The following is a 16,217-nucleotide window of genomic DNA, read 5'->3' as shown; positions in this document are numbered from 1 at the left end:
TTTTACTACTCGCGATGATAAGGGTGGTTGTTATTCAAGCTCCAGCCACGGTAAAGGCTTTCGGCAACAATAATACGCACTAAAGGGTGCGGTAGTGTTAGGTTTGATAGTGACCACTTTTGTTCAGAGGCTGCGATACATTCAGGTGCTAAGCCTTCAGGGCCGCCAATTAACAAGCTAACATCACGTCCATCAAGTTGCCACTTCTCCATACTCTTAGCGAGTTGATGCGTATCCATTGGTTTACCGGTTACTTCCAAAGTAACAATACGGTTACCCTTTGGAATAGCCGCCAAGGTTTTTTCACCTTCGAGTTGTAAAATACGTTTGATATCCGCATTTTTACCACGCTTTCCTGCTGGTATCTCAACAAGTTCAAGTGGCATATCACGCGGAAAACGGCGTTGATACTCTGTAAATCCGGTTTCAACCCATGCTGGCATTTTTGTGCCAACAGCAATCAATTGTATCTTCAAAATGCGTACCTATGTTCTTGCTAAGGGTTAACCCCAAAGTTTCTCTAGATCATAGAAGTCACGTGTTTGATCTTGCATTACGTGTACAACAACATCACCTAGGTCAACAAGTACCCATTCGCCTTCGTTTTGGCCTTCATAACCAAGCGGCTCTTCACCCGCATGACGCGCCTCTTTGGCAACGTGATCGGCAATTGATTGTACGTGACGCTTAGAGTTACCAGAGCACACTAACATATAGTCAGTAATATCAGATTTACCACGAACATCGAGTTGTACCACATCACGAGCTTTCATATCGTCGATTTTATCAAGGGCAAAGGCGAGTAGTTGTTTAGAATCCAAAGTGTTTTCTCAAAATTAAATTATCGTAATTTGTTATTTTATCACGCAACCGCTATTTATTCATCTGTTTGGTAAAGATGATGCTGCGCGATATATTGACCGACGCTGTGTGGTAAAAGTTCCGTGATGTCATCATCTAAAAGTAGTTTTTTTCTGATTTTACTGGATGCGGCATCAACTTGTAAGCCATTTAAAAAGAACAGCTTACCAGCAGGATTATGCGCTAGTTGGTGAAGGTCACCCGTTTCAGCATGTGTTTTATAATCAGCCAGTTCACCCATTACTTGGCAGGATTGCCCTGGGCGTTGATACACCACAATATGACATAGCTTGACAATTTCTTGCCATTTAAACCATTTATCTAAGTTATTGAATGAATCCATGCCAATTAAAAACATAATCGGTGTAGAGGGGTTTTCTGCACGCAGCTCTTGCAAGCTCAACAGTGAATAGGACGCACCTTCTCGATTAAGTTCTCGGTAATCAATGGCAAAATGTGGATTGTTTTCAATCGCGAGTTTGAGCATATTAATGCGGTGCTCATCGCTTATACCTGGCTTAGCTTTGTGGGCAGGTATTGCGCAGGGCATAAAATAAAGCGTATTTAAGCCGCATTGCTGAACACATTGCTCAGCCATATTAATATGACCTAGATGGATTGGGTCAAATGTGCCACCAAAAATAGCAATCATCAATCACCACGCTTAGTCGAATGCTGGATGGCAAGGTAGTGCCATTTCGACAGGCTGACAAAACACTAAACATATATGTGTTAATGCTTGATAAGGTGCAACTAGATTCCCTTGCTTATAAGCGGCATCAAACTGCGCTAGGTGTTTAGTGATTTGTTCAAGGGCTTTAATATTAAGGCGGTTTAGGGCTTGTTGAGTCGTTGCTTGTTGGTTTTTCCAAATATTAAACTGTTTGTATAAATCAGCCATATTGGCACCATTTAAGCGCCCGTGTTGCATTGCCAACAAACTTGCTGCTTCTTTATTAATAGCCCAAAAGATACTCATGGCTTCCGTGTTGTCATCAGCAAGTTTACTCATAATTTTAACGACTTGTTCAGACTGACCTTGTAAAAGAGCATTGCTTAAATCGAAAATATCAAACTTAGATTGATTAAGTAGTCCTTGCATCACCGCTTGTTGATCAACTAAATCACTACCATACAGTAGCGATAGTTTTTCAAGTTCTTGATGACAAGCAAGCAGGTTACCTTCAGTGGCATCAATTAAGCTTTGTTTTGCATTGTTGTGCAGATTTAGGTTTAAACTGTCGCATTGGTCATCAAGCCAGCGACTCAAGTGATTCCCTGTTAGTGGGTAGCAAGGTACAAATACACCTTGTTTATCAAGTGCTTTAAACCACGCGCTACGTTGAATGTCTTGACTGGCTTTAGCACCTTTTAACACTAAAATAGTGTCTGGATTGACAAGCTCTACGAGCTGTTTAAATATTTGGCTACCTTGCGTACCAGGTTTTTGCTCGTTTAAGTCAAACTCGATTAAAGTACGCGCACTAAATAACGACATACTTTGATATTGGGCAATGATTTCTTGCCAATCAAAGCCTGGCATTAGTGTAAATTTAATAACTTCATCAAAGCCTTGCTGTTTAGCTGCTTGACGAATTTGCATGACGCACTGTGTAATTTGATAGGGCTCTTCACCAAACACCATGTAAAAAGGCGCAAGGCCTTTTTTTAACTGGCTAGGTAGCTGGTTTGCATAGCAACGCATTACAGTTGTGACAACTCTCGTACAATTCGACGACTTGCTTGCTTACGAATTTCGCTTAATAACAAGTCAAGCTCTTTGGCCTTTGCAAGCGCATTATCAGGGTCGTCTTGGTAATTACGATACAGCTCGAAGTTTTGGTTAATAGCTGGCTGACCAGGTCGTTTAAGTGTGTAACTAACACTGTAGGCTAATTCATATTCTGCAACTTGACCATTGTCGAATAACGATAAGATCTGACGCTCTAAGCGATCTCTATGAATTGTTAGCTCCGGCAATAGTCGATCGCTATGCTGAAGTTCAACCTTACTGGCAATCAACTCTTTTTCGACTAGCTCGAATAAGGCCGATTTCTCATCATCACCCACCAGTGAAATGACGTTTAAATCGTCAGGTAAGTTTGAGGCTTTCTTTAAATGAAAACCGCAACTTGTTAGTAATACACAGACTAGCACAAGGGCTAGTCTGTTTTTAAGTGCGTGAAGCGTTGCCATCTTAGTTGGCAACCACGTTAAGCAGCTTACCAGGTACGTAAATAACCTTACGAACTGTTACGCCATCTGTGAACTTAGTTACGTTCTCTTCAGCAAATGCTAGGGCTTCAACTTGCTCTTTGGTTGCATCGGCAGGCACTGTTAACTTAGCACGTAGTTTGCCGTTCACTTGTACAATGATGAGTTTCTCATCTTCAACAAGTGCAGATTCATCAACGGTAGGCCATGCCGCGTCTAAAATGTCGCCTTCTTTGCCAAGGTCTTGCCATAATTGGTGACACATATGCGGCGTGATAGGCGCAAGCATGATAAGCAATGCCTCAAGCGCTTCGTTAGCAATTGCCACATCTTGCTTATCAGCAAGTGGTGCTTTAAGCAACTTGTTCGAGATTTCCATGATTGCGGCGATAGCTGTGTTGAATGTTTGACGACGTTCAACGTCATCAGTGACTTTCGCAATGGCTTTATGTAGTTCACGACGAAGTACTTTTTGGTCGCTATTTAATGCAGATTTATCAAGTGCTTGATAGCCCACCGTTTCTACATCAACGGCGTATTTCCAAATACGTTTTAAGAAACGCATTGCACCTTCAACACCTGAGTCAGACCATTCTAGGGTTTGCTCTGGTGGCGCAGTGAACATCATGAATAAACGCACTGTATCTGCACCGTACTGGGCAATAACTTGTTGCGGGTCGATACCGTTATTTTTCGATTTCGACATTTTGCTCATGCCTGCAGAGAATACCGGCTCGCCATCTTCTTTGTGCCACGCTTTAACAACACGACCTTTGTCGTCTGTTTCAGTTTGTACGTCTGTTGGTGAAATCCAGATATCACCGCCTTTCTCATCTTTACGATAGAAAGTATCAGCTAATACCATGCCTTGACATAGTAAGCGCTCAAATGGCTCATCTGAGTTTACTAAGCCAAAGTCACGTAATAACTTGTGGAAGAAACGCGAGTAAAGTAAGTGCAAGATCGCATGCTCAATACCTCCGATGTATTGGTTTACTGGTAACCAGTAATTTGCAGCACCAGGCTCAATCATGCCTTCGTCAAAACGTGGGCTACAGTAACGCGCGTAGTACCATGATGATTCCATAAAGGTATCGAAGGTATCTGTTTCGTGGAATGCAGGCGCGCCATTTACAGTTGTTTTTGCCCACTCAGGGTCAGCTTTGATTGGTGAAGTCACACCATTCATTACCACGTCTTCAGGTAAGCGAACTGGTAGCATGTCTTCAGTTGCAGCAAGCTCATCACCATTTTCGTCGCTAAGCATTGGGATTGGAGAACCCCAGTAACGTTGACGGCTAACACCCCAGTCACGTAGACGGAAGTTAACTTTACGCTCACCTACACCTAGCGCTTCTAGTTTATCTGCAACGGCATTAAACGCCGCTTCAAACTCAAGACCATCAAACTCACCAGAGTTAACTAACACGCCTTTTTCAGTAAATGCTTGGTTGTCTAAATCAACTGTTTCTTCAGAGCCAGCTGCTGGTGCGATAACTTGGTTGATCTCAAGGCCATAAGCTGATGCGAATTCAAAGTCACGTTGGTCGTGTGCAGGAACAGCCATTACAGCGCCTGAGCCGTAATCCATTAATACAAAGTTAGCAACCCAAATAGGTACTTGCTTACCCGTTAATGGGTGAATCGCATAAAAGCCCGTTGCAATGCCTTTTTTGTCCATGGTAGCCATGTCTGCTTCAGCGATTTTCGTGTTTTTACACTCATCAACAAACATTGCTACAGCGTCACTGTTTTTAGCTGCTTCTTGTGCAATTGGGTGACCGGCTGCAACAGCAACATATGTCACACCCATAAAGGTATCAGGGCGCGTTGTATAAACACTGAATGTATCGTCGTTATCAGCACGCTTGAATTCGATTTCTAAACCTTCAGAACGACCAATCCAGTTACGCTGCATGGTTTTAACTTGCTCAGGCCAGTGCTCAAGTTTGTCTAAATCGTCTAATAGCTCTTGTGCATAATCAGTGATTTTGATGAACCATTGTGGAATTTCTTTTTGCTCAACAATGGCACCAGAACGCCAACCTCGACCATCAATTACTTGTTCGTTCGCAAGTACTGTTTGGTCAACTGGATCCCAGTTTACTGTTGACATCTTTTTGTATACTAAGCCTTTTTCGTAAAGCTTGGTGAAGAACCATTGTTCCCACTTGTAGTATTCTGGGTGGCATGTAGCGATTTCACGATCCCAATCATAACCAAAGCCCAATTGCTTTAATTGGTCACGCATGTAATCGATGTTTTCATACGTCCACTTTGCAGGTGCGGTGTTGTTTTTGATTGCTGCATTTTCAGCGGGTAGGCCAAACGCATCCCAACCCATAGGTTGCATTACGTTTTTACCTTGCAAGCGTTGGAAGCGAGATACTACGTCACCAATGGTGTAGTTACGAACGTGACCCATGTGGAGTCGGCCGCTTGGGTATGGGAACATAGATAGGCAGTAATACTTTTCTTTGCTCTCATCTTCAGTGACTTTGAATACTTGGTTTTCTTCCCAGTAGGCTTGTACTTTTGACTCTATGTCTTGCGGGTTATATTGCTCTTGCATCTACGATTCCAGACTTCTTGCAGATTAATAAAAAATTGTCGATAAGGATAACTCAAAATACACGCTAATCACAGCGGCAAATAAGGGCTTTTATGAAATTCTCACTTTCAGGGCAGGTTAACCTATACTTGACTATAGTAAGTACTGATTTTTCATCATTTTTGAAGGAGTAAACGATGGCAGATTATAAATCATGGCTTAAAGACTTAAGCGAATGGCTGAAGGATGTTAAAGACAACGAGCTAAAAGATGCGATGGATAAGTTTGTTGAATCAGAGCAAGCACTCAAAGACTTAGGACAAGAAAAGCTTCATCAATATCGTGACTATTTAAAGCGCGATATCGATCACATCAAAGAAAATGATCAACACTATGATTCTTTAGCTTGGATGGAATTAAAAGAGTCCCTTTGGTACGAGTTATCGCATATCGAAGACAAAACACAACTTGAATGGCATGCACTAAATCAAGATTTTAAACACAATGGCGTCTATCAGCAGGGAGAATGGATAGCCATGGGCACATTAGTATGTAAAAATTGCCAGCATAGTTACGATGTTTACCACGCTACGCAAATTACCCCGTGTATTGAGTGTGGTGGTATTTACTTTAGCCGTAAGGCATTACAACCTTAATCAGTGACGCAGGCTTGGGCTGGGCGTTACCTATAATGCCCAGCTAACGCTGGGAAATAAGAAGTTAGAATGACAAAAAAACTGATCCCTCTACCTGTTAGCGCATTGGCACCTGAAATTGCCGACAATCATGTAGCCACTTGCATGAAAAACCCTTATCCAGAAACACTCACGTTTATTGGTCAACAACGAGCTCAAAGTGCGCTTGATTTTTCATTAGGTATGGAGTTACCTGGTTACAATGTGTATGTGATGGGGGAAGCCGCACTTGGCCGCTTTACTCTCGTTAAAGACAAATTAACAACTCATTCTAAAGAGCGCCCAACGCCTAACGAGTGGCTGTATGTTAATAATTATGATGATCATCGCGAACCAATAGCAATGTTTATGCAAGCAGGGCAGAGCAAGCAATTAGCTGATGATATAGATTCATTTATTGATGAAGTACTTGATACTTTTCCTGCTGCATTTGACAATCCAGGTTATCAGCGCAAGAAGAAATCAATCGACCGTGAATTTACCGATACTTACGATGCCGCAATCACTGCCGTGGAAATTGCAGCCCTTGAGCAAAGTGTGGCGTTGATTGAAGAAAACGGCGTTGTTGGTTTTGCGCCTTTAGTTAATGGCAAACAGCTCAGTGATACAGAATTTTCATCCCTTGATGAACCACTTCGAGACGAGTTTTATGAGGTCATTGAAAAGCTTGAAGATGCGTTAATAGAAGCGCTAATTGAGCTACCACGCTGGAAACGTGAATCCTCAGAAAAATTACGTAACTTAAAAAAATCAACCGCAGAGCTTGCTACTAAACCCTTGATTAAAGCACTTGAGCATAAATATGCTACACATATTGGTGTTCTGCGTTACTTAAAAGACATTCGCGAAGAAATCATCGATGCTGTACTTGAGTGGCTTGACGATGATGACAACGATGAAAACAAAGAAGACTTTGACCGTAAAGGCATGCTAACTGACTTCTTTGCGCCAAACATTCTGGTGGAGTACAAAGAAGGTGATGCTGCCCCTGTGGTGTATGAACCGAATCCAACCTTTGGCAATATTTTCGGCAAAATTGAATATGCAACCTCACAAGGTTCGCTTATCACCAGTTACCGTTCAATCCAACCAGGAGCACTGCACCGTGCGAATGGTGGCTATTTGATTATGGATGCCGAGAAAGTCATGGCTAACCCACAAGTATGGGATGGACTTAAACTGTCTTTAAAAACGCATCAAATCAAAAACGACTTACCCTATCAAGACAGCTCAGTAGGAAGTAGCTTTACGTTACGCCCGCAGCTTATTCCTCTTGATGTAAAAATAGTGCTTTTAGGCTCACGAGACCTTTATTACACCATTGGTGAGTATGACGAAGAGTTTGCTGAGCTGTTTCGTGTACTGGCTGACTTTGATTATTACTTGCCAAGTAGCGATAAACTGCAATATCAGTTCATTACCAAGGTGACTGAATACTGTCAGCAAACATTACATTGCACGACAAACGAAGCCGCTATGGCGCGTTTGCTTAAGTTTAGCTACCGCCAAGCAGAGCATCATAACAAGCTCTCTGCGCGTTTTGCTGATGTACTAGAATTAGTGGCAGAAGCAAGCTTCTATGCAAAGCAGGATGGCCAAACTGTAATAGATGCTCATCATATTGATGAGGCGATTGTTGGCAAGCAATACCGCACAGGGCAAATCTCTGAGACCATGCTAAGTGACATCAAAGAGGGGCAAATTTTAATTGCCACTGAAGGTCATGCTGTGGGTAAAGTGAATGGTTTAACTGTGCTGCACATTGGTGATACTTCATTTGGTACACCAGCACGCATTACAGCCACTGTTTATGCAGGTGCTGATGGCGTGATTGACGTTGAACGCGAAGCAGAACTGGGTAAAGCAATTCACTCCAAAGGGGTGATGCTATTAACCGGTTACTTAGGTAATAAATACGCTCAGCAATTTAGTTTGACGCTCAGTGCTAATATCGCAATCGAACAAAGTTATGGCTATATCGACGGTGATAGCGCGTCACTGGCGGAGTTGTGTGCGCTTATATCAGCAATAACGAATCTACCTATTAGCCAATCAATTGCATTAACTGGCTCTATCAACCAACACGGGGATGTGCAATCAATTGGTGGTGTAAACGAGAAAATAGAGGGCTTCTTTAAGTTATGTAAAATGCGAGGCTTAACTGGCGAGCAAGGGGTGATCATCCCTAAATCAAACCAAGTGAATTTAGTGCTTGATAATGAAGTGCTCGACGCTGTCGAAAAAGGTCGTTTTAATATTTATGCCGTTGAAACAGTAGATCAAGCGTTGAGTCTATTAATGGAAAAAGAAGCTGGCGAAATGACCGAGCAAGGCTACCCTGATGGCTCTATCAATGCATTAGCACTTGCAAGACTGGCAAATATTGCAGATATCGTTAATGGCGATAATGATGATGAGAAGGACGCAGAATGATTAATTTAATACTTTTACTGATTATTGGTATTTTTTGTTTCTTAATTTTTAAAAATAGCAAAAAGGCTAAGCTGCAAGCCCTTGAAAATGAAAAACTCGCTGCTGATTTTTTAGCAACCAATAGTCAAGCTGATGATGTACACGAAACAGCTTCAGGTTTGCAATACAAAATAGAGCAAAGTGCAGGGAATGACGAAAAACCCAATGCGACTAGCAAAGTTAAAGTGCATTACCATGGCACGCTTATGGATGGCAGCGTATTTGATAGTTCAGTAGTACGTAACTCGCCAATTAGCTTTGGTTTAAACCAAGTGATTGCCGGTTGGACTGAGGGGTTACAGTTAATGAGCGAAGGGGATAAATTCACCTTTTATATTCCGCCGCAGCTTGCTTACGGGCGTAAGCGCGTTGGTAGTATTCCAGCTGGCTCATTACTGATATTTGATGTCGAGTTGATAAAGATAGAATCTTAAAACACAAAAAAAGGCTTCATCATGAAGCCTTTTTTAATGGTTACTTTTTGAATCTTACAATCACGCCAGCAGCACTGAGTAATATCACCACAACCCATACTGGCAAATTGCCGTATTGGCTATAAATACTATCGCCTTTGATGAGCGTAATTGTTGCCTCGAGTACATCGGCTTTAAATTGCGGCATAGCTAATTGTGATTTAGCGATGGGGTCGTAAACAGCGCTAATACCATTATTCGTCACTCGAATCAGCGGGCGCTGTAATTCAAGGGAACGCATACGCGCTATTTGCATATGCTGATGCGGGCCATGTGAGTCACCAAACCACGCATCGTTACTAACCGTGAATAAAATATCAGATTCACTGCGGTAATTGCCACGAACTAAACTAGCAAAAGCAATCTCATAACAGATTGCAGGTAAAATATTTAAGCCATTTGCCCGTAAATTGTTTTGCACTTCATCGCCGCGGGTAAAAGATGACATAGGCAAATCAAACAATGGCGCGATTGGGCGCAGTAATTCTTGAAATGGCACAAATTCACCAATCGGCAATAACTGATGCTTTTGATAGCGGTTTTTAGCTAAATACTGATAGTGGCCTTCGCTATCTTCCAGCTCTTTTTTACCAAGTACAATTAGGGTATTGAAAATATTACGGGTGTCGTATTGGTAATCAACGATACCTGTAATAAGTGCCGTATTATTAAATGTGGCAGCGCTATCAAGACCCGTTAAATACTCACTGGCCAATGCTTCGAGCTCTGGAACAGCGGCTTCAGGCCAAACTATTAAATCAGCATTCCAATGCAGGCGGGTCATGTCTTGGTATTTACTCATGGTATTCCAAAACTCTGACGGCTCAAAGCGTAAGTGCTGTTTAATATTACCTTGTACGAGAACTGTTTTGATTGTTTTGTCTTGATACTTTGTAGGGCTGCCATTTGCGATAAAATATAAGCCTGTAAGTACTACGACAGAAATAATCAACGATTTAATATCTTTGCTTATCAAACGATAGAGCGAAAAGGCAATGAATACGCAAATAAGCGTGATACCAAACTCACCAATCACGGGTGCTAAAAAATTCAGCGGGCTGTCTGTTTGGGTGTAACCAAAGCTCAGCCAAGGAAAGCCGGTCAGCAAAGTACCGCGTAAATGTTCTGTAATAGCAACGGTAGCAAGTAACCAACAAATAAAGCTATAGGGGCCGTTAGCAAGACGTGTAGCGAGCCAAGCGGCTAATGCAGGATACAGGGCTAAATATGCGCACAGTAAAACCATAAGCGAAATAGAGGCAATCAGTGGCATGCCGCCAAAAGTCGCTATAGAAACATGCACCCAGCTAATACCTGCACCAAACCAGCCCAAACCAAAGATAAAGCCATATTTGGCACTTTGCTTTGCTGCGGTCTTACCACTTGCAAGGGGGTTAATGCAGTAGAGAAGGGCACCGAGTGATATAAAAGCAATATACCAAAGATTAAAGGGGGCGTAGCTAAGGGTCAAAAAGAGGCCCGCAATAAGTGCGAGCCAGGCTTTTTTATCTTTTGCAAGAAGGCTTAGGTTAGTTAGCAGTTTCTTCACTGTCGTTATCATCAGCCTTAGGAATAGTTACTTGCAATTGCAAGATGCGACGATTGTCCGCATTGGTGACTTTAAACTGTAAACCATCAATATCAATGGTTTCACCACGGCTCGGCATATGGCCAAACGCATGCAATACAGTACCACCAATAGTATCTGCATCTGAGGTACTGTAACCTGTTTTAAAGTATTCGTTAAAGTCGTCGACCGGTGTAAGTGCTTGCACGGCATAAACATGCTTTGCAACTTGACGAATATCTTGTTGGTCTTCGCTTTCATCGTGCTCATCTTCAATTTCACCAACAATGATTTCGAGAATATCTTCAATAGTCACAAGACCAGATACACCGCCATATTCATCGATTACAATGGCCATGTGGTAACGCTGTTGACGAAACTCGTTAAGGAGCGTGTCAACACGTTTACTCTCTGGCACCACAACGGCTGGTCGTAAATAATCACGTAAAGAAGGTAGTTGCTCATCTTTGTTGATGATCAATGGTAATAGGTCTTTAGCTAATAAAATACCTTCAACATGGTCTTTATCTTCGCATACGACAGGAAAGCGTGAGTGCGTAGAATCGACCATCATAGGTAATAGCTGTTCTAGAGGTGTATCGACTTCTAGGGTGACCATTTGTGAGCGCGGTATCATTATATCGCGCACTTTTAGCTCTGATACACCCAGTACCCCTTCAATCATATCCTTTGTTTCAGGGTCGATAAGGTCGCGTTCTTGCGCATCGGCAATTACTTCTACCAGCTCTTCTCTATTCTGGGGTTCCCCTTGCAACATTTGGGCTATACGGCCCAACCAAGTTTTGCCAGAAGAACCCTGGCTAGTTTGCGAGTTGTCGTCGCTCATTGCGTCTAATTGCTCCGTTAATTTAAATATCGTCTCGATATGGGTCAGCGATGTTCAGATCGGCAAGTAACTGCTTTTCTATGCTTTCCATTTCAAGTGCATCTTCGTCCTTTATATGGTCAAATCCAAGTAAATGCAAGCATCCATGAATCACCATATGGGCAAAATGGTCGTGAAAGGCCTTTTCTTGTTCAATTGACTCGGCTAAAACAATCGCCGGACAAATGATTAAGTCACCGACTAAAGGTAACTCAATGCCAGGTGGTGCTTCAAACGGAAACGATAAGACATTAGTCGGCTTGTCTTTACCACGGTAGTCATTATTAAGCTGTTGACTTTGTGCCTCATCACTTATCACAATAGTCAGTTCAGCGTCTTCACGATAATTGCTAAGGGCTTTATCAGCCCAAAGCTGGAATTGTTCAAAGCTGGGTAAGTTGTCAAACTCACAGGCTATTTGTAGGTCTAATTCGGTCACGAGTTTGCTTCTTGTTGGTTTGCTTGTGATTCTTTAATGCGTTGCTTTTCAGCTCGCTTTAAACGCTCAGCTTCATCATTACGCTCGTAGGCTTCTACAATACGAGCTACGACAGGGTGACGCACAACATCATGAGATTGGAAGAAGTTAAAACTAATTGCTTCAACACCATTGAGTACCTCAATTGCATGGCGTAAGCCTGAGCGCGCACCGCGCGGTAAATCGACCTGGGTGATATCACCAGTAATTACCGCTTTCGAATTAAAACCAATACGGGTTAAGAACATTTTCATTTGTTCTGCTGTGGTGTTTTGGCTTTCATCTAGAATGATAAAGGCATCATTCAATGTACGACCACGCATATATGCAAGTGGGGCAACCTCTATGATGTTCTTTTCAATGAGCTTTTCAACGCGCTCAAAACCAAGCATTTCAAATAATGCATCGTAAAGAGGGCGCAAATAAGGGTCGATTTTTTGACTCAAATCACCTGGTAAGAAACCGAGTTTTTCACCTGCTTCAACGGCAGGGCGCGTAAGTAGAATACGACGAATTTCTTGGCGCTCAAGGGCATCAACAGCGGCTGCAACGGCGAGGTAAGTTTTACCTGTACCAGCAGGGCCAATACCAAAGGTAATGTCGTGATGCAAAATATTTGCAATGTACACGCCTTGGTTGTCGTTTCGCGGTTTAATTACGCCACGGCGAGTTTTAATCACCATGTCTTTGCCATAAACGCCTGGATTTTCATCTTGCTCGAGGGCATTTGATTCGCTAATTGCTAAATGAACCGCTTCAGGTTCTATCTCACCAATTTGACCACGTACAGGTTGAGTATCAACATAAAGGTTTTTTAAGATTTCTACACTCGCTGCAGCACAGTGAAGCTTACCAGTGACTCGGAAAAAATTATCGCGATGAGCAATTTCTACACCTAATCGGCGCTCAATTTGCTTGATATTTTCGTCAAACGGACCACATAAAGATGAAAGGCGTTTATTGTCGGCGGGTTCTAAATAAATCTCTAAAGTTTTTAATTGATTACTCAAAATAGCTTCCTATTGATGGGTGCAGGCCATGCCTGCACCAAATTTTCCCCTACGGGACGAAAGTAGCAACGCCAATTTCGTTAGGGGCTTGTGCAGCTTCAGCCTCGGCTGCCTTACTTAAAATAGATGATGGCGCCACGTCACGGCGTAAGTTCATCTCTGATTCTGTACGAATTAATTCACCACGTAAAGAATTTGGCAATGCTTCAGTAATACGTACATCAACGAATTGACCGATCACAGAGTGTGGGCCTTCAAAATTTACAACTCGGTTGTTTTCTGTACGGCCACGTAATTCCATTGGGTTCTTCTTAGAAGGACCTTCAACTAAAATACGTTGTTCGGTATCAAACATTTGGCGGCTGATTTGCTGCGCCATTTGCGTAATACGATTTTGTAACAGGTATAAACGTTCTTTTTTCTCTTGCTCTGATACATCATCAGGTAAATCAGCAGCAGGCGTACCAGGGCGCGCACTGTAGATAAAGCTAAAGCTCATATCAAAACCGATATCATTGATAAGGTTCATGGTTGCTTCAAAGTCAGCTTTACTTTCGCCTGGGAAACCAATGATGAAATCTGATGACATACTTAGATTAGGGCGAATTTTACGTAACTTACGAATCGTTGATTTGTACTCGAGTGCAGTATGGCCACGTTTCATAAGGTTTAAAATACGGTCTGAACCACTTTGCACTGGTAAGTGCAGGTGATCAACAAGTTCAGGTACATCAGCATAGGCGTCAATGATATCTGGCGTAAATTCTACAGGGTGTGAAGTGGTGTAACGAATACGGTCAATACCGTCAATCGCTGCCACATAACGTAATAGATCAGAGAAGTAACAAATTTCACCGTCGTGAGTTTCACCGCGATAGGCATTTACGTTTTGACCAAGTAGGTTCACTTCGCGAACACCTTGCTCTGCAAGTTGTGCAACTTCAAGTAATACGTCATCAAGTGGACGGCTTACTTCTTCACCTCGCGTATAAGGTACTACGCAGAATGTACAGTATTTAGAACAACCTTCCATAATAGATACAAACGCAGTAGGGCCTTCCGCTTTTGGTTCAGGTAGGCGGTCAAACTTCTCAATCTCTGGGAATGAAACATCAACTACCGAGCTGCTGTCGCCACTTTGTACTTGCTTAATCATTTCTGGTAAGCGGTGTAATGTTTGTGGGCCAAATATTACATCAACAAACGGCGCACGTTGACGAATTGAATCACCCTCTTGCGATGCAACACAGCCACCAACACCAATGATTAATTCAGGCTTATCATCTTTTAATAGTTTCCAACGGCCAAGCTGATGGAATACTTTTTCTTGTGCTTTTTCACGGATTGAACAGGTATTGAGTAAGATCACGTCAGCATCTTCAGCTTCTTCAGTTAACTGATAGCCGTTAGTCGCATCTAGTAGATCAGCCATCTTCTGAGAGTCGTACTCGTTCATCTGACAACCCCAGGTTTTAATATGCAGCTTTTTACTCATTGAAATATAGCCTCGTTTTCAATTCGGTAGTGACACAAAAATGTGTTAGAAACAGGATTAAGTGGCAAGTATGCCGACTTAAAGGACGCGTATTTTAGCTGGATACCCGCACAGATCCAAGTATAGTTTTTATCTTTGTGGTGTGAAATCAAACAAGTCACTGTTTTGAAATTCTTAAGCAGTAAATGCACTGACACTGATTATTGAATTACGTTACAATTTGCTGCGTATTTAAATAGCCAAATGAGCGAATATTAAATGAATAAAAATAAGGTAATTGTTGTCGGTGGTGGCATGGTCGGTGCTGCTATAGCGATAAAACTGGCTAAACAGGGGAGGGATGTCACCGTTATTGAAAAGCACCTTATCGATGCAGATCATATTCTTAGCTCAGATAGGGTTGATATTCGCATTTCGGCTATTAATCGTTTTTCAGAGAATTTACTCGATGACCTTGGTGCCATGCCGTTACTAAGACAAAATCGCATTGCGCCTTATCAACAACTAGAGGCCTACCAGCAACAAGGCGAAAATTTATTGTTTGATTGCCATGAGATTGGCGAAACGCATTTAGGTCATTTAATCGAAAATAATTTAATTCAAGCCAGTCTTTGGCAGCAATTCGCCAAGTACGACATCGAAGTGATAGAGCAATTATCAGCCATTACGAATATTACTCACACGGCTGATTCAATCACCTTACAGTATGGCGATACTCAATATACTGCCGATTTAGTTGTTGCAGCAGATGGTGGACAGTCACAATTGCGAACTAAAGCTGGCTTGGGTGTAACGGGTTGGCAATATGCTCAGCACTGCATGGGTGTGTTAATTAAATTAGATGCCCCGCAGCAAGTAAAAACGTGGCAACAATTTACGCCAACCGGACCCGTGGCGTTTTTACCGATGCAGGCGCCTTATGCTAATTTAATTTGTTATCACGATGCTGCGGTTTTAAAGCAGTGGCAAAAATTGTCGAATGAGCAACTTAAAGCAACGCTCATTGCGCATTTCCCTGAACTACCGGGCGACTTTGAGTTGCTTGAGCAGGCTGTTTTTCCACTTGCACGCCAACATGCCAATGATTATTCGCACGGCCGTTTAGTTTTAGTCGGTGACTCGGCGCACACAATTAACCCGCTCGCTGGACAAGGTGTGAACTTAGGCTTTCAAGATGTTGTAGCACTGGCAGATATTTTGGCAGATCAACCTGATGTTGGTCAGCAAGCGTTACTCAAACGCTACGAGAAAAAACGCCGTCATGCTAATTTGCTAATGATGAGTATGATGGATGCCTGTTACTTTGGTTTTTCAAACGAGATAAAACCACTGAGTTGGGTGCGCAGTAAGTTCTTAAAGCTTGCTAATAACACAGGACCTGCAAAGAACTGGGTTTTAAAGTATGCGATCAGCGGGACATTAAGTTAACCACATAGTGATAGAGACTAAACACGGGTTAATGAAAATTAGCCCGTTTTTTTTGTGCTAAATAAAAATGAATTAAATTTTGGAAAA

The 16,217-nt window shown here is 42.3% G+C and carries 15 protein-coding genes; 4 read left to right on the top strand and 11 right to left on the bottom strand.

The genetic code is table 11. The features are described from left to right. Positions 1–5: 5 nt before the first annotated feature. The 6 genes from rlmH to leuS are packed head-to-tail and all read right to left on the bottom strand — an operon-like array spanning position 6 to position 5,647. A complete protein-coding gene (gene rlmH, locus L3V41_RS09620) occupies positions 6–476 on the bottom strand; it encodes a 23S rRNA (pseudouridine(1915)-N(3))-methyltransferase RlmH (protein ID WP_062570646.1) in 471 nt (156 codons plus the stop codon). Between the two features lie 27 nt (positions 477–503). Continuing rightward, entirely contained in the window at positions 504–821 is a 318-nt protein-coding gene (gene rsfS / locus L3V41_RS09615) for a ribosome silencing factor (RefSeq protein WP_062570647.1), read from the bottom strand. 56 nt (positions 822–877) lie between these two features. Then, a complete protein-coding gene (gene nadD / locus L3V41_RS09610; RefSeq protein WP_062570648.1) occupies positions 878–1,513 on the bottom strand; it encodes a nicotinate-nucleotide adenylyltransferase in 636 nt (211 codons plus the stop codon). 12 nt (positions 1,514–1,525) lie between these two features. Then, complete coding sequence (gene holA / locus L3V41_RS09605) at positions 1,526–2,566, bottom strand: DNA polymerase III subunit delta (protein ID WP_062570649.1); 1,041 nt, start codon at positions 2,564–2,566, stop codon at positions 1,526–1,528. Beyond that, positions 2,566–3,057, bottom strand: a complete 492-nt coding sequence (gene lptE, locus L3V41_RS09600; protein WP_062570650.1) for an LPS assembly lipoprotein LptE — start codon at positions 3,055–3,057, stop codon at positions 2,566–2,568. The genes holA and lptE overlap by 1 nt, the downstream gene beginning before the upstream one ends. A 1-nt stretch (position 3,058) precedes the next feature. Beyond that, positions 3,059–5,647 carry a leucine--tRNA ligase gene (gene leuS, locus L3V41_RS09595; protein WP_062570651.1) on the bottom strand — a complete coding sequence of 863 codons (2,589 nt, stop codon included), beginning with the start codon at positions 5,645–5,647 and terminating at the stop codon, positions 3,059–3,061. Positions 5,648–5,823: 176 nt separating this feature from the next. Between leuS and L3V41_RS09590 the strand changes: the two genes are divergently transcribed. The 3 genes from L3V41_RS09590 to L3V41_RS09580 all read left to right on the top strand — a co-directional run bounded on the left by L3V41_RS09590 (position 5,824) and on the right by L3V41_RS09580 (position 9,227). Further along, positions 5,824–6,282 carry a zinc ribbon-containing protein gene (locus L3V41_RS09590; RefSeq protein ID WP_062570652.1) on the top strand — a complete coding sequence of 153 codons (459 nt, stop codon included), beginning with the start codon at positions 5,824–5,826 and terminating at the stop codon, positions 6,280–6,282. Between the two features lie 69 nt (positions 6,283–6,351). After that, complete coding sequence (locus tag L3V41_RS09585) at positions 6,352–8,754, top strand: ATP-binding protein (protein WP_062570653.1); 2,403 nt, start codon at positions 6,352–6,354, stop codon at positions 8,752–8,754. Continuing rightward, on the top strand, positions 8,751–9,227 hold the full coding sequence (locus L3V41_RS09580; RefSeq protein WP_237115086.1) for an FKBP-type peptidyl-prolyl cis-trans isomerase: 477 nt from the start codon (positions 8,751–8,753) through the stop codon (positions 9,225–9,227). Before L3V41_RS09585 ends, L3V41_RS09580 begins: the two co-directional genes overlap by 4 nt. A gap of 40 nt (positions 9,228–9,267) precedes the next feature. Here the strand turns inward: L3V41_RS09580 and lnt are convergent, their stop codons facing one another. From lnt to miaB, 5 genes are read right to left on the bottom strand one after another with little or no spacing between them, the layout of a single operon-like run. Next, entirely contained in the window at positions 9,268–10,815 is a 1,548-nt protein-coding gene (gene lnt, locus L3V41_RS09575; protein WP_237127630.1) for an apolipoprotein N-acyltransferase, read from the bottom strand. Then, positions 10,796–11,680, bottom strand: a complete 885-nt coding sequence (gene corC / locus L3V41_RS09570; RefSeq protein ID WP_062570656.1) for a CNNM family magnesium/cobalt transport protein CorC — start codon at positions 11,678–11,680, stop codon at positions 10,796–10,798. Before corC ends, lnt begins: the two co-directional genes overlap by 20 nt. A 22-nt stretch (positions 11,681–11,702) precedes the next feature. Next, positions 11,703–12,158, bottom strand: a complete 456-nt coding sequence (gene ybeY, locus L3V41_RS09565; protein ID WP_062570657.1) for an rRNA maturation RNase YbeY — start codon at positions 12,156–12,158, stop codon at positions 11,703–11,705. Beyond that, positions 12,155–13,207 (bottom strand): PhoH family protein, encoded by a 1,053-nt coding sequence (locus L3V41_RS09560; protein ID WP_062570658.1) that lies wholly within the window; start codon positions 13,205–13,207, stop codon positions 12,155–12,157. Before L3V41_RS09560 ends, ybeY begins: the two co-directional genes overlap by 4 nt. Positions 13,208–13,256: 49 nt before the next feature. Next, entirely contained in the window at positions 13,257–14,702 is a 1,446-nt protein-coding gene (gene miaB, locus L3V41_RS09555) for a tRNA (N6-isopentenyl adenosine(37)-C2)-methylthiotransferase MiaB (protein ID WP_062570659.1), read from the bottom strand. A gap of 258 nt (positions 14,703–14,960) precedes the next feature. On the opposite strand from miaB, the gene L3V41_RS09550 reads away from it, so the two are divergent. Beyond that, the gene (locus L3V41_RS09550; protein WP_237127629.1) at positions 14,961–16,130 is read left to right on the top strand and encodes an FAD-dependent oxidoreductase; all 1,170 of its coding nucleotides are present in this window, start codon (positions 14,961–14,963) and stop codon (positions 16,128–16,130) included. The last annotated feature ends 87 nt before the right edge of the window (positions 16,131–16,217 follow it).

This window comes from Pseudoalteromonas sp. L21, from assembly GCF_021728035.1.
Lineage (GTDB): Bacteria > Pseudomonadota > Gammaproteobacteria > Enterobacterales > Alteromonadaceae > Pseudoalteromonas > Pseudoalteromonas arabiensis.
Note: the sequence above shows the minus strand (reverse complement) of the source record. Positions and strands in the feature narration are given on the sequence as shown.